The organism is Methanosarcina horonobensis HB-1 = JCM 15518, assembly GCF_000970285.1.
GTDB classification, from domain to species: Archaea; Halobacteriota; Methanosarcinia; order Methanosarcinales; family Methanosarcinaceae; genus Methanosarcina; species Methanosarcina horonobensis.
The window spans coordinates 26,119-48,661 of the sequence record NZ_CP009516.1 but is presented as its reverse complement, the minus strand read 5'-3'; the positions used below and the strand labels follow the sequence as shown (position 1 = coordinate 48,661).

Below are 22,543 nucleotides of genomic sequence, written 5' to 3'. Positions count from 1 at the left end.
AAGAAGTCATGTATGGTGCTGCATACCGGATTTCGCCTGGACCTGAATTAGGTGAAAGGAACGAATAGTTAGTGAACGCGGACTGAACACCTCGTTGCCTTGGTGCTTACATCCCGTTTCTATCAAACCGGTCTTTTACCGGAATCCTTAAAGAGGTCTCTTTTTAGGTCAGATTTCGAGCTTAGATGCATTTCAGCTCTTATTCCTTAGCGCGTAGCTGCCCGGCGATGCCCTGTCGGACAACCGGTACACCAGTGGCGCCGCTGCTTGGTTCCTCTCGTACTAAAAGCAGCTTACCCGCAGACCTCTGGCACCTCTAGTAGATAGTAACCGACCTGTCTCACGACGGTCTAAACCCAGCTCACGATCTCCTTTAATAGGCGAACAACCTCACCCTTGGCCGCTGCTGCACGGCCAGGATGGAAAGAACCGACATCGAGGTAGCAAGCTGCCGGGTCGATATGTACTCTTGCCGGCAACGACTCAATTATCCCCGGGGTAACTTTTCTGTCATTTTTGGCCCCCACCAAGGAGGCTCAAAAGTTCGCTAGAACCGACTTTCGTCTCGTCATCCACTGCTGTGCTGAATAACGTCAGGCTGACTTATGCTCTTGCACTCTTCAGCGAGTTTCCGACCCGCTTGAGTCAACCATTGCGCGCCCTTGATATCTTTTCAAGGGCGTCCCGCCCCAGGCAAACTGCCCACCTATCGGGGTCCTCTTCGCAGAGTTAGGGTCGTAGTCCCGGAAGGGTAGTGTCCCAATTGCGGCTCCACGGATGCTGGCGCACCCGCTTCGACGCCTCCTACCTACACTGTACATCCAGAACCACAACCCAACGACAGGCTGCAGTAAAGCTCCACGGGGTCTTCACTTCCCCCTAGAGGTCTCTAGACTGTGCACTAGAATGTAAGCTTCACCGGACTCCAGTTAGGGACAGTAGGGCTCTCATTGATCCATTCATGCAAGTCGCCAATTAAGCGACAAGGTACTACGCTACCTTAAGAGGGTCATAGTTACCCCCGCTGTTTACAGGCCCTTCTTCCCGTTGAACCGGGGTTTCAGGTACCTGCACTGAGCAGGATTCAGAGATTGTACTAGTCCTTACGGATTTGCAATCTCCTATGTTGGTATTAGACAGTTAGAGCCCCCTGGTCACTGCGACCTGCTGTCTTCACAGCAGGCACTCCTTATCCCGAAGTTACGGAGCTAATTTGCCGAATTCCCTTAACTGAATTACTCCGACACGCCTTAGCCTTTTCAGCTAGGGGCACCTGTGTCAGTTCTCGGTACGGACATTTAGCTGCCTTTTCACGGGTCCCTGGGTGCAGCCGACTTTAGCCATTACAGATTCGCCCGCTTCTCGCCATTACGGCTCTCCACGGGGTTCGCTGCTTAGACGGCGCGACGACGCCGCTCGGCCTGCCCTGAGACGTCAGACTCAGTGCTAAATGGTACAGGAATATTAACCTGTTTCCCTTTTGGCGTACTCGAATTACGGTACGTCTTAGGACCGACTAACCCTCGGCTGACGATCATTGCCGAGGAAACCTGGCCCCTTCGGCGGCAGGGATTCTCACCCTGCTTTGCTGCTACTATTACCAGGATTTTCGTTTGTGAACGGTCCACAGGACTTCACAGCCCTGCTTCAGTCCGAACACAACGCCTTCCTACGAGATTACCTTGCGGTACTCCGTGGTATCGGTGGTCGACTTGAGCCCCGTCAATTTTCGGGGCCCCAAACCTCGACTGGTGAGCTGTTACGCACTCTTTGAAGGGTAGCTGCTTCTAAGCTAACCTTCCAGCTGTCTTGGGCTTGGGACGCCCTTTAGCGTTTACACTTAGTCGACACTTGGGGACCTTAACCACGGGCTGGGTTGTCTCCCTTACGGACTACAAGCTTACCCCAGCAGTCCGGACTCCGACTTTCTTTGATGACGGTGGGTTTGGAGTTTGACAAGCGGGCGAGGGGTTTCCCCCCCGGAACCGCCAATCAGTGCTCTACTCCACCGACGATCTCCAGTCAGGTCATGCTGCGACATGTTTCGGAAGGAACCAGCGGATGCCGGGTTAGATTAGCATTTCACTACGAGACGCAGGTCACACGAATGATTTGCAGATCAACACCGCTTGCGGTCCTCCACGTAGCTTTCGCCACGCTTCAACCTGCCCACGCCTAGATCACCCGGCTTCGGGTCGTACCCCGATGACTCCACGCACTTGTATACGTCGTGCCTCACCCGAGGGTTGCGCACATGTTGCTTTCGCTTCGGCTGCCCAATTACAAGGTTAGCCATTGCCATCAAGATACACTCCCTGGCCCGTTCTTCAAAACGTAAGATACGACACTGGCAGTGATACTCGTACAACACTCTCGCGAGTGCTTCCTTCGTATCAAAGATCCTTTCATGCCGTATCGTTCCATCACTATCAGGTTTCAGGCACTTTGCACCTCCCTTCTCGGGGTACTTTTCAGCGTTCGGTCACCCTACTATTTCGCTATCGGTCTCAAGGAGTATTTAGTTTTGGAGGTTGGTGCCCCCCGGATTCCCGCACGATATCCGACGCACGGTACTCAGGGACATGTTCCGGTCTTTTGGTTTACATCTACGTGACTGTCACACTCTATGGTCTGCCGTTCCAGGCAAGTTTGATTTAGCCGCGAGACTTTATGAACAGCCCTACAACACCACATTTCCCTGACGGGATTCGGTTTGAACTGTGCCGGTTTCACTCGCCGTTACTTACGGCATCTCATTTGATTTCTTTTCCCGCTCCTACTGAGATGTTTCAATTCGGAGCGTTCCCGATCATTACTGATCACTATGGAGAGGTCCCATTCGGAGATCCCGGGTTCATTGGCTCCATGCACCTACCCCGGGCTTATCGCAGCTTGGCACGTCCTTCATCAGCTCTTGAGCCGAGCCATCCACCTGATAGCATAATTCCTAATTACCTAACCAGGTCCAGTAAGCGTCCAGTATACAGCACCTATACACGACTTCATCTGCCTGCGGTTCCGCGCAGGCTATCCATCCTTCCCCGAAAATTTACTTTCCGGGTGCACTTGATGATTTGTAAAATTTGTTATTTGGAATAACAAACTGATTAATGGAGAAATCCGAAGGATTTCTGGTTTGAGGATTTGTAGGTTTATCGGCATCCGGGTGACAGTGTTTTATGCTTAGGAGGTGATCCAGCCGCAGATTCCCCTACGGCTACCTTGTTACGACTTAACCCCCCTTGCAAAGCACAGGTTCGAACACGGCACAGAGTCCGTGCCCTCACCCATACCTCACTCGGGTGGTTTGACGGGCGGTGTGTGCAAGGAGCAGGGACGTATTCACCGCGCTATATTGAAACGCGATTACTACGGATTCCAGCTTCACGAGGGCGAGTTACAGCCCTCGATCCGAACTACGAATGGGTTTGTGAGATTACCAGCCCTTTTCAGGGTAGGGACCCATTGTCCCATCCATTGTAGCCCGCGTGTAGCCCGGGAAATTCGGGGCATACTGACCTACCGTGGCCCGCACCTTCCTCCGATTTAACATCGGCGGTCCCCACAGAGTACCCATCATCCCGGAGGACATGCTGGTAACAGTGGGCACGGGTCTCGCTCGTTGCCTGACTTAACAGGATGCTTCACAGTACGAACTGGCGACGGCCATGCACCTCCTCTCAGCGATTCAGGCAAGGTCTTCAGCCTGGCCTACATATTGCTGTCGTCCCCGGTGAGTTGTCCGGCGTTGAGTCCAATTAAACCGCAGGCTCCACCCGTTGTTGTGCTCCCCCGCCAATTCCTTTAAGTTTCAGCCTTGCGGCCGTACTTCCCAGGTGGCTCGCTTCACGGCTTCCCTGCGGCACCAGACACGGTCGCGCCATGCCTGACACCTAGCGAGCATCGTTTACGGCTGGGACTACCCGGGTATCTAATCCGGTTCGTGCCCCCAGCTTTCGTCCCTCACCGTCGAACCCGTTCTGGTAAGACGCCTTCGCCACAGGTGGTCCCACAGGGATTACAAGATTTCACTCCTACCCCTGTAGTACCTCTTACCTCTCCCGGTTCCAAGTCTGGCAGTATCCCCCGAAAGCCTAATAGTTGAGCTATCAGATTTCCCGGAGGACTGACCAAACCGGCTACGGACCCTTTAGACCCAATAATCACGATCACCACTCGGGCCGCCGGTGTTACCGCGGCGGCTGGCACCGGTCTTGCCCGGCCCTTGCTAACAGGTGTATTTTACACACCCGGACAGCCAGCATATGATGCTGGCACTCGGTGTCCCCTTATCACGGTTTCCCGCATTGTAAAGTTTTCGCGCCTGCTGCGCCCCGTAGGGCCTGGATTCATGTCTCAGAATCCATCTCCGGGCTCTTGCTCTCACAACCCGTACCCGTTGTCGGCTAGTAGGTACATTACACCCACTACTACCTGATAGGCCGCAGACCCATCCTTGGGCAGACGAATCCATTTTACGCATAAAGCATTCCAGCATATGTGCGTTATCCGGAATTATCCCCAGTTTCCCGGGGTTATGCCGGACCCAAGGGCAGGTTATCCACGTGTTACTGAGCAGTACGCCATGTATTGCTACATATGACTCGCATGGCTTAGGCGAACACCGATAGCAGTAACCTCTGGCAGGATCAACCAGAATTGTTAATGTATCGCACACTTAAAATTAAAGGTCTTGGTCGCAGAAACTTGCACTAACAACTATCAATTCAGTTAGTTCATTTCGCGATAAAATGTTTGAAACATCTATCACCCAGAATTAACCGAACCGACAAATCCTCGTCAGTCAGGAAACAACTCCTGACTCCATTAAAAGATAACAGAGATTTTGAATTTCAACCCACACATTTGCTTTGTGTGAGGGACACATAGAAGGCAGTTTTTGTATATAAACCTTCTTGTTGTTCTCCCACGCATTTGCGCCTTGTGAGGGATATATACAAGACTTTCCTTGTATATAAGCTTATTCCTTCAAAGAAGGTTGAACAAATTTGGAAGATGGAAAATGAATGGTTAAAAGATTTCAAAGGAGTTATCCTTTTGAATTCTTACCTTCGTCCGTTTTTAGCAGTGATTGTTTAAAAAAACAATCCACTCAGGCACTTTTTAGTCCGTTTTTCAGATTTCGTTTTTAAGTACCTGTTCCGTTTTTCGAACTTCGTTTTTCAAATTCCGTTTTTCACCTTCGGGATGTCTTGTGACGCCCGAGAAGCAACCCTAAAAGGGCACATCTACTATAAATAATTTTCTATTTAAAGCCGGAGGAAGTAAAATTTAAGACAAACATTTAAAAATATACATGATGTTTATATACCAGAAGTGTACATCCATGTAGGTGATTACTATGGATGTACACACTGAAAGAAGGGATCGATTTTTACATCGAACCCATGCAGAATAAAAAAGTAACTGTTTTTGACACAACACTGCGTGACGGAGAACAAACCCCGGGAGTATCCCTGACTTCTACTCAGAAGCTGGAAATTGCTCGTCAACTCGACAAACTTGGGGTAGACATAATAGAAGCCGGATTTCCCATATCTTCGGAAGGAGATAAAGAATCCGTAAAATCGATTTCTAATGCCGGGCTTGATACCACAGTCTGCGGACTTGCTCGTGTGCTGAAAAAAGACATCGATGCCTGTTTTGAAAGTGATGTTGGCCTTGTGCACACTTTCGTTCCGACCTCGGATGTACAGCGGATCTATACAATTAAAAAGAGCCAAGAAGAAGTCATCCAGCTGGCTGTAGAAGCTGTCGAGTACATCAAAGACCACGGACTGAAGTGCATGTTTTCCGCAATGGATGCCACAAGAACTGACCCTGCATATCTCATAGAGGTGTTCAAGGCGGTCCAGGAGGCAGGCTGCGACATCATTAACGTGCCGGATACTGTCGGCGTCATGGTTCCGTCTGCAATGTACAGACAAATAAAAGACATTGCAAACGAAATAACGATCCCGATAGACGTACACTGCCACAATGACTTCGGGCTTGCAGTTGCAAACAGCCTTATGGCTGTCGAAGCCGGAGCATCTCAGGTACAGGTCACGATAAACGGCATAGGAGAAAGGGCAGGAAATGCTGATCTTTCCCAGACAGTAATGAGCCTGACATCAATCTACGGCATAAAAACCAATATCCGGACAGAATACCTTGTAGAAACCTCGAAAATGGTCGAAAACTATACCGGAATCAGGCTCCCGCCAAACACGCCTGTGGTAGGGCAAAATGCTTTTTCCCACGAATCGGGAATCCACAGTCAGGGAGTACTTGAAAAATCCGATACCTTCGAACCCGGTATTATGACCCCGGAAATGGTTGGGCACAGACGGCGCATTGTCCTTGGGAAGCATACAGGCAAACATGCAGTCAAACAGTCTCTTGAGTCCGCTGGCGTAAAAACCAATGATAAGCAGCTCGATGAGATTGTGCTCAGGATAAAGGAAATCGCAAACAAAGGTAAACAGATAACAGATGCCGATCTCTATGCAGTCGCCTCTGCAGTGCTCGGAAAAGCAAGCTCTGAAGAAGAGCTGATTAAACTCAAAGAAGTATCCGTCATGACAGGAAACATCCTCACACCTACGGCTGTGGTCAAGGCAGATATTGAAGGAAAAGAAATCATTGCAGCAAAAACCGGAGTCGGGCCTGTGGACGCAGCCCTCCACGCCGTAAAGGATATACTTGGCGAGAGCAACCACTTCAAACTCCAGGAATTCAGGATCGATGCTATAACTGGCGGGGCAGATGCTCTTGCCGATGTATACATAGGTCTCGAAAATGAGAAGGGAAGGATTGTGACTGCACGGTCTGCAAACCCGGACATAGTTATGGCTTCCGTAGAAGCTCTTGTAAACGCTATGAACCTGCTGTATAAAAAAGAAGAAAAAAGCTAAAAGGCAAGCTAAAAGGCAAAAAAAAGCTGAGGAAAGGCTGAAAAGCCGGAAATTAATAACAGAAATCCGAAAAAATAACTTCGGAATCATCAGCTCAAACCCCAGGGCCGGATAAGGTCTGGTACCTCTTCGTTTTTCGGGTTTGTATTCCTAAAGCATGTATAAAGTAAAATAAAATGAAATGGAATACAAACCCATGCCTTATCCAATCATTGATTCTCACTGTCACCTTGATTTTCCCAAATTCAACCCTGACCGGGAAGAGGCCATCCTCCGCGCCCGGAAAGCAGGAGTTGTCGGAATGATCAACTCCGGAATCTCCCTTAAAGGCAACCGTATGAGCCTTGAACTTGCGGAGAAGAACGAAGATATTCATGCCACACTGGGACTGAGCCCTGATATAGGCAGGGAAGGCAGTGATAAAGATATAGATGCAATCCTTGCCCAGATAGAAGCTAACGCAGGAAATGCAGCTGGTATAGGAGAAGCCGGCCTGGACTTTCAGGACTGCAAAACGAATGAAGAACGTGAGAGGCAAACAGCATCTTTCAAAAAAGTAATCGAGCTTGCAAAAGAACTGAGCAAACCTCTCGTTGTGCACGCTAGGATGGCTGAAACTGAAGTCCTGAAGCTTGTCAGGGATGTGGACACAGTAATTTACCACTGCTACAGCGGTTCTGTTGAGACAATGAGAGAAATTGTGGACACAGGATACCATATTTCCCTGGCGACGCTTGTCTGTTTTTCCGAACATCACCAGACCCTTGCAGCAGAAGTGCCCCCTGAAAACCTGCTCCTGGAAACCGACAGTCCTTTCCTTTCCCCGCGCAAAGGCAGAAACGAGCCTGCTTTCATTGTGGATTCAATTCCTGTAGTAGCGAAACTTAAGGAAATGGAAACTGCAGAGATTGCTAAATTCGCAACTGAAAACGCACGCAGGGTTTTCAAAATATAAAGTTTTAAAATAGTTCTGAGAAAAAGAAGGAAAAAAGAATAAAAAGGAAAGAAAAAGGAAAGAAAGGAAAGAGATAACAGAAAAAGGAACAGAAGAGGAAGAAATATGGAAGTCCGATATATTTGCCCTACAGCTTACGATTCCAGTGTCTACCTTGTAAACGGGAAAGTCCTTATCGATGCAGGAATGAACAGTGACCTGATCATTAAACAACTTGAAAAACACATCAAACTTACAGATCTTAAACTTATTGTCCTGACCCATTGCCATTATGATCACACAGCAGCAGCAGCAGCAATTGCAGAAAAGAGCGGGGCAGAGGTAGGAATACATAAAGCTGACCTTGAAGGTGTAAACGATGAATATATGAGTGTCTCCGTGCTTTTTGGAGACCGTGCACCTGCTGTTAAACCCACAATTATATATGAAGAAGGGGATAAAATTGTCATAGGAAACGGAGAATATCTTGAAGTTATTCACACTCCGGGCCATTCAAAGGGCAGTATCTGTCTCTATGAGCCGGTTTCAAAAAGCCTTTTTTCAGGAGATACTGTCTTTCCGGGAGGAGGCTTCGGGAGAATGGACTTTGAAGGTTCGGTGCCTGAAAAAATGCTTGGTTCCGTAGAGAAGCTTACAAAACTTGATGTAAAAACGCTATACTCCGGACACGGAGCTCCTGCGGATAGGGACGGAAACAAGCAGATTATGGCATCATACACTATGCTGAAAATGATGATGGGAGAATGAAGGTCTTTGAGGTTTGAGGAAATTCCGACCTGAAAAACAGCGGCTGTTTAAACTAGCTCAGGTATTGTAAATTTTAGATGTCAGATAAATGTTTGATAGATGCTGAATATGGAAATTGAGAGGGTCAGGAGCCCGGAAACAGAATATGGCAAAAGATAGAGCAGTAAAAAATGAATCAGTTCCCGAAGAAAATAGAAAGTTCAGCAGAAGAAAATCGAATAGGGAAACGGATAGGAAGACGAAGAGAGAGACGGATAGAAAAACGGGTGGAGAAATTCCTGCCAAAAAAACCAGCTCTTTCGTTCCGAAAAAGGTAGAAACAGGAATGGAAGTAAAATTCAGAGCAAATGCCGCGAGAAAATCGAAAAAAATGGAGTTTGTGGAGGACTCGGAAGGAAAAGGAAAGAAAACAGAATCGAGATCTGAGACTAAAACTGAGAAAAAAGAAAAAAAGCAGAAAAAAGGTTTTTCTTCATCCCTTCCTCTATCGAAGTTTCTCCCGATGAGCCCTGAAGAAGTAAAAGCTCGCGGTTGGAAAGAACTTGATATTATCCTGGTCACCGGAGATGCCTATGTGGACCACTCCAGTTTTGGAACTGCAATAATCGGAAGAGTCCTTGAAGATGCCGGCTTCAGGGTAGGAATAATTGCCCAGCCACGCTGGGACAGTCCTGAAGACTTCAAAAAGCTTGGAAAACCCAGGCTCTTTTTTTCCGTAAGCGCAGGAAACACCGACTCAATGGTTAGCAACCTGACCCCCGGCCTTAAGCCGCGAGATAAGGACGCATATTCCCCCGGAGGTAAAGCAGGGCTTCGCCCGAATCGCGCAACAATCATCTATTCAAACAGGATAAAAGAAGCCTTTCCTGATGTGCCAATAGTACTTGGAGGAATTGAGGCTTCCTTACGGCGCTTTGCCCATTATGATTATCTTTCGGATAAGGTAAGGCAGTCAATTCTGGCCGACGCCCCTGCTGACCTTATAGTTTACGGCATGGGAGAACTCCAGATTGTGGAAATTGCAAAACGTCTTCAGAAAGGAGATGATCTCCGGGAAATAAGAGACATCCCCGGCACTGTCTGGAAAATGGAAGTCAAAGCGTGGAAAGAACTTAAAGAAAAGAGCAAAGGGACTACGGAAACTGTAGCTTGGGATATAGCCTCGGAAGCAGCCGAATTTCCCAAAGAATACATCGAAATCCCTTCGTTTTCTGAAGTTTCTCAGGATAAAGCAGCCTTTGCAAAGGCTTTCCGCACATACTTCCTTGAACAGAATCCTGTAACCGGAAAGGGTGTTGTCCAGCCTCATCCGAAGGCTGTGATCATGCAGAATAGGCCAATGCGCCCCCTGACAGAAGAGGAACTTGATCATGTTTATGAGCTGCCGTATATGGGTGAAGCTCACCCTTCCTATAAAGAACCCATCCCTGCTCTTGAGATGGTAAAATTCTCCCTGACAACGCACAGAGGCTGTTTCGGAGGCTGTTCCTTTTGCGCCATTACACAGCATCAGGGGCGCATGATTGCTAGCCGCAGCATCGAGTCCGTCCTGCGCGAGGCAAAGAAGCTTACGGAAAAGCCGAACTTCAAAGGTATAATTAACGGAGTCGGAGGTCCAACTGCCAATATGTACGGAATGGGGTGCAGGACTTGGGAAAAGAGAGGAGTCTGCCTGGATAAAGCCTGCCTCTATCCGCAGATCTGTCCTGCTCTTGACACCAGCCACAAAAAGCTGCTTGAATTGATGAAGCGTCTGCGCGAGCTTCCCGGGGTCAGGCAGGTCTTTACAGGCTACGGAGTACGCTATGATCTTGCCCTTGAGGATGAGGAATATTTAGAGGAGCTCTGCGCCCACCATATAAGCGGGCAGCTTCGGATTGCACCTGAACATTTCTCAAGGCGAGTAACCGATGCAATGTCCAAACCCGGAAAGGAAGTTTATGAGAAATTTACTGAAAAATTTGCTGCCTTTAACAAAAAATGCGGCAAGGAACAGTATATTGTAAACTACCTGATGTCGGGCCACCCGGGCTGTACCCTTAAAGATATGATAGAGATGGCAGAGTATGTGCGGGACCATGGAGGATATACCGAACAGGTTCAGGACTTCACTCCAACTCCCATGACAGTGTCAACCTGCATGTACTACACAGAGCTTGACCCGTTTACAGGCAAAAAAGTGTATGTTGCAAGGGACAAAAAAGAAAAAGCCATGCAAAGAGCCCTTATGCATTACAGGAGCCCTGCAAATTACGAGCTTGTATATGAGGCTCTAGAAAAGGCAGGACGGCTCGACCTCGTGGGAAATGCTCATAAGTGTTTGATAAGGAGAAGAGAAAGGAAAGAGAAGAAAAAACAGGAAAAGTAACAGTTTTTTACAGCTCATATCAGTTTATAATCAAAAGAAAGATATCTGTTTTGAGGAGAAGATCAGAGAAAAGACCAAAAATGTTACAATATATGTAAAGAGTTAATCCAAAAAACAATTTACAGAGCATACCAGATGCTCTGTTTCACGGCATTAAAGTTAATACATTATCCTGATGCAATCAAGTGCCGTGTAGTATGTATGCTCTCCATTATCTAAGGTATAATGAACAAATAGATAGTATTCACCTTTAGGCAAAGGATTTGCACCGTTATAGTTAAGATTTTTGAGTTTTATAAGAAGATCGGGCGTATCATCTTCGATAGGTGTGCCACCGCAGCAAGGTGCTATCAGGACATTTTCAACTGCTAGTCTCGTAGCATCCTCATCAAACTCAAGAGCATAACGGTCAGACTCGGGATAAGAATAATCATCAGTTTTTTGGAGATAAACTCCGAGAACCTGGAAATCATTCAAAGCCTCCACAGACGTTTTACCAAAGTCATTATAGAGGGCTACACCATCGGCAGCAACAGTTACTACTCCATTATTTTTCAAATTTATCGGGTTTGGACATGAATATGGTTTGACATCGATAGTAAGGCATGCACTCGCAGCTGTAACGGTACTCAGCAAAGCTATCAACGAAATTAAAACTATGCTTACTTTAACCCTAATAAATATACCTCCATTATCCCATAAACAAACCTGAACACCTGAAGGTTAATGTTTATCAGATTTCATTTTTTTTCATATTTATTCTAGATGAACTATAAGATAATTTTCATATAATCCATATATTAAAAAAAAATTCAACAAATAAAATCTATTGGGACTATTTGTAATTATAGATGTTCAGCAGAAAACAGACTTCAAAATTGAAAAGTATATTTCACATTTTATAGATTCATTGATCTGCGTAATATAGGCTGAAAATTTTTTTCACTCAAAAAAAATTTAATAAGTTTAGACAGATAAATAGCTGATCTTATTTTCAGTTTCCCTGACATTCTCTCACGAAAGACCTGAGTTTTCCATTTACCTGTCTACAGTAAACAGTTAAGGGATGCATCTGGTTTCAATTCGCAGATTTACCTCCCTGTCCCGGGCGGAATGAGCAATTATCCGTTTACTTCAAGTAATTCCGGGTTTCCTGGCTGATATCTACCTGCACTGTAAATCAATTTCATAAAGATTCACACTAACCTCATCTATAGAACGAGTTTCTATAGCTTTCAGAATTTTTTCTGGCAAATATGATGGTCATTCCCTTTGTCTTGGTGATCGGCTCTCCGATAATAGGATGGCTGTACGACCGTTCTATATGGCAATACTTCTTAGCTACGGGATTGTTAATAGCCTTCTCAGCCCTTCTGATATGTGCCTTGGGGATATTAAGCCAAAAATTGATTATAGTTATACTCTCAATGGGCCTGTTTGCAGCTGGATATTCCCTTTTACAGAGTCCAAACAATATTGAGATAAAGGGGACTGCATAAAGGTAGAGCAGCTATCGCTTCAATTATTGCAAACACAGGCAGGCATTTTGGAATAGCAATCGGAGAATCTTTTGCATCTATCATTCTTTCCACGAAGGCAATTCCTGAGATAGATACCAACAGCCTGACTCTGTCCTCAGGAATGGCACTGGTCATAGCTGCCCTGCTATGTATAATCGCTGCCTAGCCTTCTTATATAAGGAATAGAAATGAAATAACTGACTTGCCTGGGCAGTTCCATAACTGAAACAGAAAAAATATAGTGATGAAAAAAGTTTATTCATTTAATATCCCTGGCACTCACGCATGAAAGCCTTCAGTTTTCCGCTTACCTGCCCACAGTAAGTAGTTGAGGGCCTTTCCTTTATTTCGATTATTAGATTTGCCTCCCCATCCCAGCTAAAGTGGGCTACTATTCCGTTTCCTTCAAGCCTTCCGAAGTCTCCAGGTGAGGTTTCGATCCCGTAGGTTTGGAGTTTTTTCTTCATGCAGGAAAAGACTTCAGGCGTCACATTCCTGAATTTAATCCCCTGACAGCCTTCAGTATCCAGTTTCCTTTCGCCCATTTTCTTCTTTCCTCCTGCCCGAAGAAGCTTTACCCGGATTTTTCAGGAGCCATGACACTCTTTCACAAAGTCCTTTATTTTTCGGGCTGCAGTATCACAGCTAACAATAAACGGTTTTTCTGTGATCGTAATCGTAAGATTGGACTGTCCATCCCATTCATAATCTGCAGTAACCCCTTTGCCTGAGAGTTCCCCTCTATTGCCCTCAGGAACATGAATACCATAATCCTGAAGCTTTTTCTTCATGCACTTGAAAGTATCAGGTGGAACATTACGAAATGTTATCGGTTTACAACTCATAGGTCATCCTATCCTCCTAAAAAAAGTATCCAGCTCGTATCCAGCTGAGACTTAGATAAACATGAGTTGTTTTCGGAGATAAAAATATGCTATTGGCAAAAAAAAGAACTAATTACCTTTTTCTAAGCTCAGAAAAGTAAAAACTACTATGAAAGAGATAAAGAGTTAGCTGGATCACAATAAGCCGGGTCACAGTAAGTTGAACTATGATAAACCGAGCAAGAATAGACTAAACTTAGCCGACAAAACCTGCCTATATATCAAAAGCCTGCTAAGAGCAAACAGGCAAGATGGCCAAGCTGTAGCCAAGCTTAAAACAGCCAGACTTAAAGCAGCCAGACTTACAGTGATCAAAACATGGAACAATTAAGATTATTCCATCGCCATTGCTACGAGTTCTACAATATCAATTATTTCGATATCTCCACCTGCGTCCCTGAGGTTCCTCACGCAGAGGGGGCAGGAAGTAACGATGTAGTCCACACCTTCGGGCACGTCTCCGAGCCTGTTTCGGGCAAGTTCAAGAGAGATATCGGGATAGCCTATCCTGACTCCTCCTCCACCGCCGCAGCAGCGCGAGTTTTCTTTGATGTTTTTCATCTCTTTGAGGGTGCAGATAGCCTGAATAACTTTTCTGGGGGCTTCATAGACCTTATTGTGCCTGCCCAGGTGACAGGGATCATGATAGGTAACTGTGAGATCAAGACGCTTAAGGTTGAGTTCTTCCAGGTGCTCGGCAAGGAATTCAGGTAGACTGATAACTCTGAGTTCTTCAGGATAGTTGTTCTTGAGGGTTGTGTAACAGCCGGCACAGCTTGTGATGATTGTGTGAGCCCCTACCTTTCTGATTTGCTCAAGGTTATGCTGCATGACCTTTTCTGCATCTTCCCTGAAACCGGTACGGAGGAGAGGAGAAGCGCAGCACCGCTCGTCCGGCAGAAGGGTAACTCCGAAGCGCTGCAAGACCTCAAAGGTCTTTTTGGCAAATTCAGGGTAGCGATAGGAGTCAAAACAGCCTACAAAGTAAATATAATCGGACTTCGCCGGAAGTTTTGTACATTCCGCATCAGAAAGCCAGTGCAAACGGCTTCTTGTTTCCCCAAAGGAGTTTCCACTGGTCGTGACTGCTGCCCTCAGTTTTTCCTGGGCTTCGGTTGTCACCCCGCATTTTACCAGCTGGGCGCGGGCAGCTTCCACCACTTCGGGAGGGTTTGCTCCAGCAGGACATTTGGCAGCACAGATCCCACAGGTCGTGCAGGAAGCTAGGCTTGAGAGAACATCTTCGGAAGGGGGTCTGCCTTCGAGCAGGCTCTTAATGATAAGCATCCTTCCGCGAGTGTTGGCTGATTCCCAGCCGACCACGTCAAAAACAGGGCAGACTGAGCGGCAGGTTCCACACTGTACACATTTATAAACCGAACGGCGGTCAACTTCAAAGGGCAGTATTTTGCCGTTTTTCTCGCTTATTACTTTTCCATTCAATTCTTCTGCCCTCTCAATTTCTTTTCTTACTTCGTCTTTTTTTCCTTCGTTTTTCATAATTTTCACAGCCCTAGCTTTCCCGGATTCAGGATTCCCTTCGGGTCAAGGGCCTTCTTGATTGCGCGCATTACTTCAAGAGCAGGACCCCACTGAGCTTCCATATATTCAGCCCTGGCTGCTCCCACGCCGTGCTCGGAACTGACCGTACCCCCGAGCTCGATTGCAGTCCTGTGAACAAGGTCTGCGGCACGGTTAAGGCGGTCCCATTCATCTTTATTCAGGACATCAATGAAAAGGGCAAGGTGCAGGTTTCCGTCTCCTATGTGCCCATATTTCATGGCGGGCAGGTTGAATTTCTCGGAGATCTCCTGTGCCTTTCTGAGCAATTCCGGGACTTTCTTTATGGGAACCCCAACGTCTTCTCCGACATAAATCCTGGTTTTCGTGGGATCAAGGCGGGAAACAGCAGCTCCTACAAGTTTTCTGGCTGCCCAGATATCTGCCATTTCCTTTTCACTTTCAGCAAGCTTTATGGAGATAGCAAGAGGAGAACAGACCTCTATTATTTGCTCTGCAGCCTCACGCGCTGAGTTTTCAGTACCGTCGACCTCGAAGAGGATAACATCGCCCTCCGAAGGGAGCACAAGTTTCGGATCGTAACGCTTAAGCACCTGCAGGGAAACCCGGTCAAGGATCTCGCAGGCTGAAGGAATGACCCCGTTTGAAAAGGTCTTTACAACTGCCTGCCCCGCAATCTCAGCACTTCTAAAGGAAGCGATTACAAGTTTCCGAGTCTTTGGGAGAGGGGCGATCTTCAGGCTGGCTTTCGTGACAATTCCGAGCGTGCCTTCAGAGCCTATCATAAGCTGGGTCAGGTCATAGCCTGCAGCTGATTTCAACATCTTTGAACCTGTGTGAATAACAGTTCCATCCGCAAGTACCACTTCCAGGTCGCGGACATAGTTTCTAGTTGTGCCGTATTTGACGCAGCGCATCCCGCTTGCGTTATAAGCAATCATACCCCCGATAGTGCACATTGCAGAACTACCCGGGTTAGGGGGAAAGAAAAAGCCGTATGGTTCTAAAGCGTCATTAAGTGCATCCTGGATTATTCCGGGTTCCACGACTACCTGAATATTGTCAATATCGATTTCGAGAATGCGGTTCATTCCCGACATATCCAGCACAATGCCTCCACTAACAGGGACTGCACCGCCAGCAAGACCTGTGCCTGCTCCCCTTGCGGTTACGGGAATTTCATTTTCATATGCAAGCCTGACAATACGGCTGACCTCGTCGGTGCTTTTAGGACGCACCACGTAATCAGGTATCCCTTTGACCTGGGACGCATCAGAAGAATAACAATAAAGTTCAGAAGGCGAGACCGAGAGCCGCACGCCAACGATTTTTCGAAGCTCTTCAGTTATATCCATTATAGACCTCAAATGTAGAATTCGGATGTGAAAAATAGAAAGTTCTGTCACGGTTAGGACAGAAGTGAGAGATAATTTGCAGCAGATAATCAATATTAATAATATATAAGAATATACCATCCTCCTTCCTCCTGATACATTTGAGATCCAAAAAGAATTTACAATTTCTCAGACAAGGTGAAGATAAAGTAAAAGAAAAAGTAAGAAAACAGAAGCTTTTTCAAAAAAAAGTGCAGGGCAAACCTTTACATTCTGATAGACATAAGAGGACAAACATGACACAGTACTTCGAAATAGAAAATAGAGATGGAGCAGCACGTATAGGAAAACTTCTGCTCTCTCCCGAACTCCGCACTCCCTGTGCCCTGCATACGGCAGCACTCGGAAACCTTGAAAACCCGGGGCCTGTTGTTGACGCAGGCAGCCTCTGGACTGTTGACCGGGAAGAACTTCAAGCACGTATAAAAAAAATCCGTGAGAAGACAGGAAAAGGAACTCTCATAATCCTTCCCCATCAGGCTTATCTGCCTGCTATTCCAGCCGATTCACTTGGAAAAGTAGAAACATTTACTTCCTCCGGCAATGGAAGTGATGAAAATGAAGGTCCCAAAGGTTCTCTTTTAAGAGCAGGTGGAGAGGTCCAGAAAAGCGACCTTTACATACTGGAAGGGGCAGGGACTCTGGAAAATAACGCTCGCAGGTTTCTGGAAACCTTAATAGACCTTAAAAACCGCATCCCTCCGGATACTGCCCTGTATGCGCCAAACATGGCACTTCCTGAAAACGCGGCAATGCTCGCCTATGTGGGAATCGATGTAATGGATGACACAAAGGCAGAGATTGCAGCCTATTCTGATATCTATCTTACTGCTGCTGGCAGTTTCTATCTTGATTCTCTGACAGAATTGCCCTGCAGGTGTCAGGTATGTGCTGCCACCACACCTGCAGAGCTCAGGGCTCTCCCGAAAGCTGACAGAGCAAAACTTCTTGCAGCCCATAACAGGGATGCTCTTGACACCGAACTTGCCCTTGTCAGGGAAAAGATCAGGTCAGGGAACCTGCGCGAGTATGTGGAAGGACAGTGCAGGGTCAAACCATGGCTTACAGCCCTGCTGCGTCTCGGAGATTTTGAGTATTCTTACCTTGAAGAAAGGGTTCCTGCTTTCCGGCAAAACCAGCTCCTTGCAGATACTTCAGAAGCTCTTTCAAGGATTGAAGTGGTCAGATTTGCACGCCGAATACAGGAAAGGTACATACCTCCTGATCTTGACGTTCTCCTGCTTCTTCCCTGTGCAGCCAGAAAACCCTATTCAACGTCCCAGTCCCACCAGAAATTCATCCTTACCCTTGGCAAATACCGGAAGTTTGTCCACGAAGTGATCATAACCTCACCCCTAGGAATCGTGCCCAGAGAACTGGAGCTGACATATCCGGCAGCCCATTATGATACTGCAGTTACAGGGCACTGGGACGAAGAGGAAAAAGCCTGGGTTTCAGGGTGCCTTGAAGCCTATCTCTCAAAGCATAGTTATAAAGTGATAGTTGCCCATGTGGAGGGAGCATACAGGGAGATCTGCGAAAGGGCAGCTGAAAAACTGGGAATTGAAATAGTCTATACTGCTGAGGAAAGCCTCATGTCCTACGAATCTCTTTCGAGCCTGAAAAATACCGTTGAATCTATCTGTACATCCGGAAATTTCAGCAGGAAAAGTCAGAATGCCGAAGAAGAGAAGAAAAATTTCGTAAAAGCGATTGCAGGCTATCAATTTGGTGAGGGTGCAGGGCATCTATTTTCGGAAGAAGCAGGAAAGCCTGTAGTCAAAGGTCGTTTTCCGAAATATCAGCTCTTTGTCGGGAAAAAGCAACTTGCAACTTTAGTTCCGCAATACGGAATGCTTGCCCTATCTCCTGAAGGAGCAGAAATGGTACTAAAAAGTGAGAAATACGTGGTAAAGATTGACGACTTTATCCCACGCGGTTCCATTCTTGCGCCTGGTGTTCTTGAGGCAGATCCAGAGATAAGACCCAATGACGAAGTAATAGTTCTAGGGAAAAAAGCGCTATGTGTAGGAAGGGCTGCGATGAGTGGAAGAGAAATGGAAGAGTCAGGCAGAGGTGTTGCAGTAGACACAAGGCACGTTAAAAAACTTTAACACAAGTTTCTGCGAGAGAATAGTTTTCCTTCGAAGAAGTAATAAAATGGTAGAAATATATAATGAGATTATGATAAGACGGTTCGCACCTGAGGATTTCCAGCAAATAGTCGAAATTGAGGAAGAGGCTTTTTCGGAGCATAATTCCCTGGTGTATATGAATTTTTATGAAATGGTCGGGGATGGCTTCCTTGTCGCAGAACAGGATGGAAAAGTCGTGGGGTATGTAGTAGGTTATCGTTCAGCAGAAAACGAAGGACATATATTCTCTGTCGGCGTCAAAAGAGAATATCAGGGCAGAGGGATAGGTACAGAGCTAATCCATGCCATATGTGATATCTTTGTCGCAAACGGACTCAAATATGCAAGACTGGAAGTAAGAACCAGTAATACTGGTGCACAAAAATTATACAGATCGATAGGATTCATACCCTGTTGGACTGAAAAAAAGTATTATTCAGATGGAGAAGACGGTATGGTTATGAAAATGCATCTGCACCTATACCGTCTCCTGGTCTCAAAACAAAAATATCTCGAACCCGTATTCTCGGACAACGAATTCTTCACTACTATAAGGAGCCCTATCAGTTATTACCGATGAGCTTAATGACGGAATTCATGGAATCTCTCATATGGGCAGACGCTTCCTCGAAAATGGGATCGTCCCTGGACATGAGAGTGGCAAGCTCGCCTCCCAAAATAAAAATTGCGCGCTTGTGATCCGCCTTGCTCCTGTGGATGTGGACGGGGCTTATCGATAAAGCCTTGTAGTCGTCGAACTCGTGCGTTACACCGTGCCTCTCAAAGTACCTCTTCATTTGAGCCATATATGTGTGCAGTTGTATTAGTTCTTCCTTGTGCATAGCGAACAGACCTACAATTTTACAAGATCAATTAAATATTATCTTGAACCGAATAAAAGAATTATCCGAGGAAATACCCTTCCTAGTTTTTACTAATAAATTTTTCCATATAATGTATATGAAAAATCATGAAAGATTATGGAGAAGAGTGTGAACTTTGATGCCATAGTGTGAAACCATACTAAATCGTGGTGATTTCACAGAAGATGTACATAAATGTTACACATAAAATAATAACAATGAGATAATTAGACCTAGAAAAAAATAAAGATTACTTTATACGAGGATTCAGCACAAAACAACTGTTTTTTCTGAAAGAATAAGAAAAGATATAAAAAGAAAAAACGGGTAGAAAAATGAAAAAAAGAAGTAAAAAGACCTCTTCAGAGCATACTGGAGGTCAAAACTTCCATATCTGCAGGAACTTTAGCGAGATTTCCTATTTTTACTCCTACAAGATTTTTGATTGCATTACTTGAAGCGATATCAACAAGCCTCTGAGTGATTACGCCATCAAAAACTACACTTTTCACATTATCTCTGTAGTTCTTTAGTCTGCTTGCAAGATCTCTGACTGCAATTTCCTCTACTATCTTATCTTCGGAGTCCAGAATCCTTGCCGTCAATGTTCCTTTAAGAGCGTCAACGTGCGGTCTGAACCTCGCAGCTTCCGGAGAGACTGGAGCCGGAACCGGTCTGGCAGGAGCAGGGGAAACCCTTACTGCCTCTCCACCAGGGACCTTCACAGTTGGAACTTTCTCAGCTACAGGCTTTCCTCTTGGAACTCTGGTGGCCGAAACTGCCCTTGCCATGACTGCAGGCTTTGCAACAGCTGGTCTGCCCTCAATTTTTTCTGCCATTACGGAAGTTTTTTCAGCGAGCCTTTCAGGAATTTTTTCTACGATTTTTTCGGAGGTTCTTTCAAGAGCTTTTTCAGAACCAATCTCTTCCATTTCTTCGGGGAATTCCTCTTCATGAACATCTGCTTTTGGAGATACCCTGTGAACCTTCACACGTTTGTGTAGCTTCTTTTCAGCGGTCCTGGGAACTATTTCCGGCGCTCTCATCTTTCTCTTGGAAACACGTTCCAGCCTGCAGGCGCTATCCTCACTTTCTTTTTCCTGGATGCCGTACTTTTCAATAATCTGTTCCACTGGAACTTTGCGACGAAGGGCTCTAATAATTTCTTTCTGAACCAGGTCTTCTACACATTTACCGTCTGGAGCACGAGCAACATAGTCTATATCTGCTACCTGCAGAAGTTCGCGTATAATGAGTTCTCCACCCCGATCTCCATCCGTGAAAGCAGTCACTGTTTTCTTCTTGGTAAGTTCAGCGACCTCAGGCGGAATGTTAGTTCCACCCACGCAGATGGTATTTTTTATACCGTAGCGGAGCAGATTCAGGATATCAGCCCTGCCTTCAACAATAATAATAGCATCCGAGTTAAGTACATTCGGTCCGCAGGGTATTCTTGACTTCCCATAATAAGTCAGCTCATCAACCCTGACGGACTGTCTGACCTCATCGGCAAGTTCCTGAGATTCGGGCACAGTCTCATCGAACATCTTCGTAAAGATGAGTTTTGCTCTTTCAATAATCTTTTTACGTTTTACAGCCCTTACATCTTCCACCTGGAAAACCTCGATCTTGGCACTGCAGGGACCTACCCTATCAATGGTTTCCAGAGACGCTGCAAGAATGGATGTCTCTACCTTATCAAGGCTCGAAGGAACGAAGATATTTCCTTTGGTCTTTCCACCTTTTGCGGTAACCATTACCTCGATCCTTCCGATCCTGCCGGTTTTTTGCAAATCGCGCAGATCAAGATCAGCCCCAAGCAGTCCTTCGGTCTGACCAAAAATTGCGCCTACGATATCAGGACGCTCAATAACCCCATCAGCATTGATTTTAGAGTGAATAATGTATTTTGTGGTATCCGTATTTTGCATTTAAATTCTCCCAGACTTTGTAATGATTTATCATGAAGTATTTATTACGAAAAATTTTTCCTTAAGTGATTTCTCAATATCCCTGGAAACGTGCTGGAAGCCCATAGTGAGCTGGAGAATACAAAAGTAATAGCAAAATCAGATTTAGAACCAGGTCAGGGATAATACACCCTTGAAAAGGCAGATTTCAGAATTAAAGATTACTGTAACCGGAAAGAGAAATTCCGGACCGTCTGCAACTGCCTGTTGCGCTTATGCCAGGAGAATTAAACCGACGGAACACTTCCTGACTGTTGCTTGATGAAAGTTCTTACCTGCAAGGTAAATGCCAGATCAATATCAGTCTGGTTTTAGAGTTCTCACAGATAGAGCTATTCTTTGGCTTTCGACCAGAGTAAACAGACACCGAAATGTTTAAAGTAAGCTTTTTTGTATCTGCACAAAGGTCTTCGCCCTAACATAAGCTTATTATTGATCTGAAATAGATCTCAGAGCCGTAAGTCAAATTATGTGTTGCGATTCAATCGCCTGATGTCTGAAGACTTCAGAGATATTCCTAGAAATGGAATAAAACTGAGGCGTGAGTGGCTTAAGTGTCCCTGACGCCTTTTTTATCTTAAACAAGTATCCCTAAACGATAAGTGGTAAAGCAGTGAATGGAATGCATCAGGTTTGTTGAAAGCACTTTTTGACTTTCGCTTCATGGGTGATATTAATATAAGGTTATTTTGGACTTGAGAATATTAGCCCTGAATTGGTAATATTATGTATAATCTGAAATTTCTATTAAGTTTGCATACGTTTAGTTAAGTGAAACTCTTTACGAATCCAGTAGTGATGAATGGATGATATTGTTAATTTATGATATGACCTGACAGAACAGCTCCCGCCTGCTTCAAACCAATTTCGGCAAAACAGGAATCCTGTACGTCATGTGTCTTAAATTCATATGTTTAATGCCTGCAGGCTTTAAGAACTTTGTGGTTATTTAAGAAGTTAATTAAACCCGAATTTTTTAATTTGCTCTTGATAAATTTAAGGATAGTAACTTTCTGGAAAGATTATTAAGATTCTAAAAAGTACCTGATTGGAAAAATTTAGAAAAGTATATATAAAACAAAAGACGTCTAAAATTTGAACGAGCGAGAAAATACACTGTTTTATATACTAACCCCCCCACTCCCAACTCGCTCGTTCAGACCCCCATTTAAGCTATTTATCCCTTAAAACGCTTAGATTCATTTTAAAACACTTATACATACTTTACCTAAAAAATACCTTAAAAGATTATTTTAAAGAAAAAAGGAT

Annotated in this window: 14 protein-coding genes and 2 rRNA genes; 6 read left to right on the top strand and 10 right to left on the bottom strand. The window is 45.5% G+C overall.

The features are described from left to right. Positions 1-48: 48 nt before the first annotated feature. Positions 49-2,953 (bottom strand): 23S ribosomal RNA (locus tag MSHOH_RS00180). Between the two features lie 232 nt (positions 2,954-3,185). Further along, a 16S ribosomal RNA gene (locus tag MSHOH_RS00175) occupies positions 3,186-4,660 on the bottom strand. Together the 16S and 23S rRNA genes form the textbook arrangement of a ribosomal RNA operon. Before the next feature lie 706 nt (positions 4,661-5,366). Here MSHOH_RS00175 and MSHOH_RS00170 point away from each other — a divergent pair. The 4 genes from MSHOH_RS00170 (at position 5,367) to MSHOH_RS00155 (ending at position 10,987) form a co-directional block, all read left to right on the top strand. Beyond that, positions 5,367-6,917 (top strand): 2-isopropylmalate synthase, encoded by a 1,551-nt coding sequence (locus tag MSHOH_RS00170; RefSeq protein ID WP_048136622.1) that lies wholly within the window; start codon positions 5,367-5,369, stop codon positions 6,915-6,917. 181 nt (positions 6,918-7,098) lie between these two features. Further along, entirely contained in the window at positions 7,099-7,872 is a 774-nt protein-coding gene (locus tag MSHOH_RS00165; protein ID WP_048136621.1) for a TatD family hydrolase, read from the top strand. Between the two features lie 105 nt (positions 7,873-7,977). Further along, positions 7,978-8,619: an MBL fold metallo-hydrolase gene (locus MSHOH_RS00160; RefSeq protein ID WP_048136620.1), complete on the top strand. Its 642-nt coding sequence runs from the start codon at positions 7,978-7,980 to the stop codon at positions 8,617-8,619. A 502-nt stretch (positions 8,620-9,121) separates the two neighbouring features. Then, complete coding sequence (locus MSHOH_RS00155) at positions 9,122-10,987, top strand: YgiQ family radical SAM protein (RefSeq protein ID WP_048142921.1); 1,866 nt, start codon at positions 9,122-9,124, stop codon at positions 10,985-10,987. A 159-nt stretch (positions 10,988-11,146) separates the two neighbouring features. On the opposite strand, the gene MSHOH_RS00150 is transcribed toward MSHOH_RS00155, so the two are convergent. From MSHOH_RS00150 to MSHOH_RS00125, 6 genes are all read right to left on the bottom strand, one after another. Continuing rightward, a complete protein-coding gene (locus MSHOH_RS00150; RefSeq protein WP_048136619.1) occupies positions 11,147-11,632 on the bottom strand; it encodes a hypothetical protein in 486 nt (161 codons plus the stop codon). 812 nt (positions 11,633-12,444) lie between these two features. Further along, the gene (locus MSHOH_RS00145; RefSeq protein WP_048136618.1) at positions 12,445-12,642 is read right to left on the bottom strand and encodes a hypothetical protein; all 198 of its coding nucleotides are present in this window, start codon (positions 12,640-12,642) and stop codon (positions 12,445-12,447) included. A gap of 128 nt (positions 12,643-12,770) precedes the next feature. Beyond that, on the bottom strand, positions 12,771-13,052 hold the full coding sequence (locus MSHOH_RS00140) for a hypothetical protein (protein ID WP_048136617.1): 282 nt from the start codon (positions 13,050-13,052) through the stop codon (positions 12,771-12,773). 42 nt (positions 13,053-13,094) lie between these two features. Beyond that, complete coding sequence (locus MSHOH_RS00135) at positions 13,095-13,352, bottom strand: hypothetical protein (RefSeq protein WP_048136616.1); 258 nt, start codon at positions 13,350-13,352, stop codon at positions 13,095-13,097. A gap of 372 nt (positions 13,353-13,724) precedes the next feature. Continuing rightward, entirely contained in the window at positions 13,725-14,891 is a 1,167-nt protein-coding gene (locus MSHOH_RS00130) for a (Fe-S)-binding protein (protein ID WP_048142919.1), read from the bottom strand. A 5-nt stretch (positions 14,892-14,896) separates the two neighbouring features. Next, a complete protein-coding gene (locus MSHOH_RS00125; protein ID WP_048136615.1) occupies positions 14,897-16,267 on the bottom strand; it encodes an FAD-binding oxidoreductase in 1,371 nt (456 codons plus the stop codon). A gap of 275 nt (positions 16,268-16,542) precedes the next feature. Between MSHOH_RS00125 and arcS the strand changes: the two genes are divergently transcribed. Further along, positions 16,543-18,420 (top strand): archaeosine synthase subunit alpha, encoded by a 1,878-nt coding sequence (gene arcS, locus MSHOH_RS00120; protein WP_048136614.1) that lies wholly within the window; start codon positions 16,543-16,545, stop codon positions 18,418-18,420. Between the two features lie 46 nt (positions 18,421-18,466). Next, positions 18,467-19,021 carry a ribosomal protein S18-alanine N-acetyltransferase gene (gene rimI / locus MSHOH_RS00115; protein WP_082089178.1) on the top strand — a complete coding sequence of 185 codons (555 nt, stop codon included), beginning with the start codon at positions 18,467-18,469 and terminating at the stop codon, positions 19,019-19,021. Here rimI and MSHOH_RS00110 read toward each other — a convergent pair. Further along, the gene (locus MSHOH_RS00110) at positions 19,005-19,238 is read right to left on the bottom strand and encodes a UPF0058 family protein (RefSeq protein ID WP_394297776.1); all 234 of its coding nucleotides are present in this window, start codon (positions 19,236-19,238) and stop codon (positions 19,005-19,007) included. The two genes, rimI and MSHOH_RS00110, sit on opposite strands and share 17 nt — an antisense overlap. Before the next feature lie 428 nt (positions 19,239-19,666). Next, on the bottom strand, positions 19,667-21,235 hold the full coding sequence (gene dnaG / locus MSHOH_RS00105; RefSeq protein ID WP_048136613.1) for a DNA primase DnaG: 1,569 nt from the start codon (positions 21,233-21,235) through the stop codon (positions 19,667-19,669). Positions 21,236-22,543 lie beyond the last annotated feature (1,308 nt).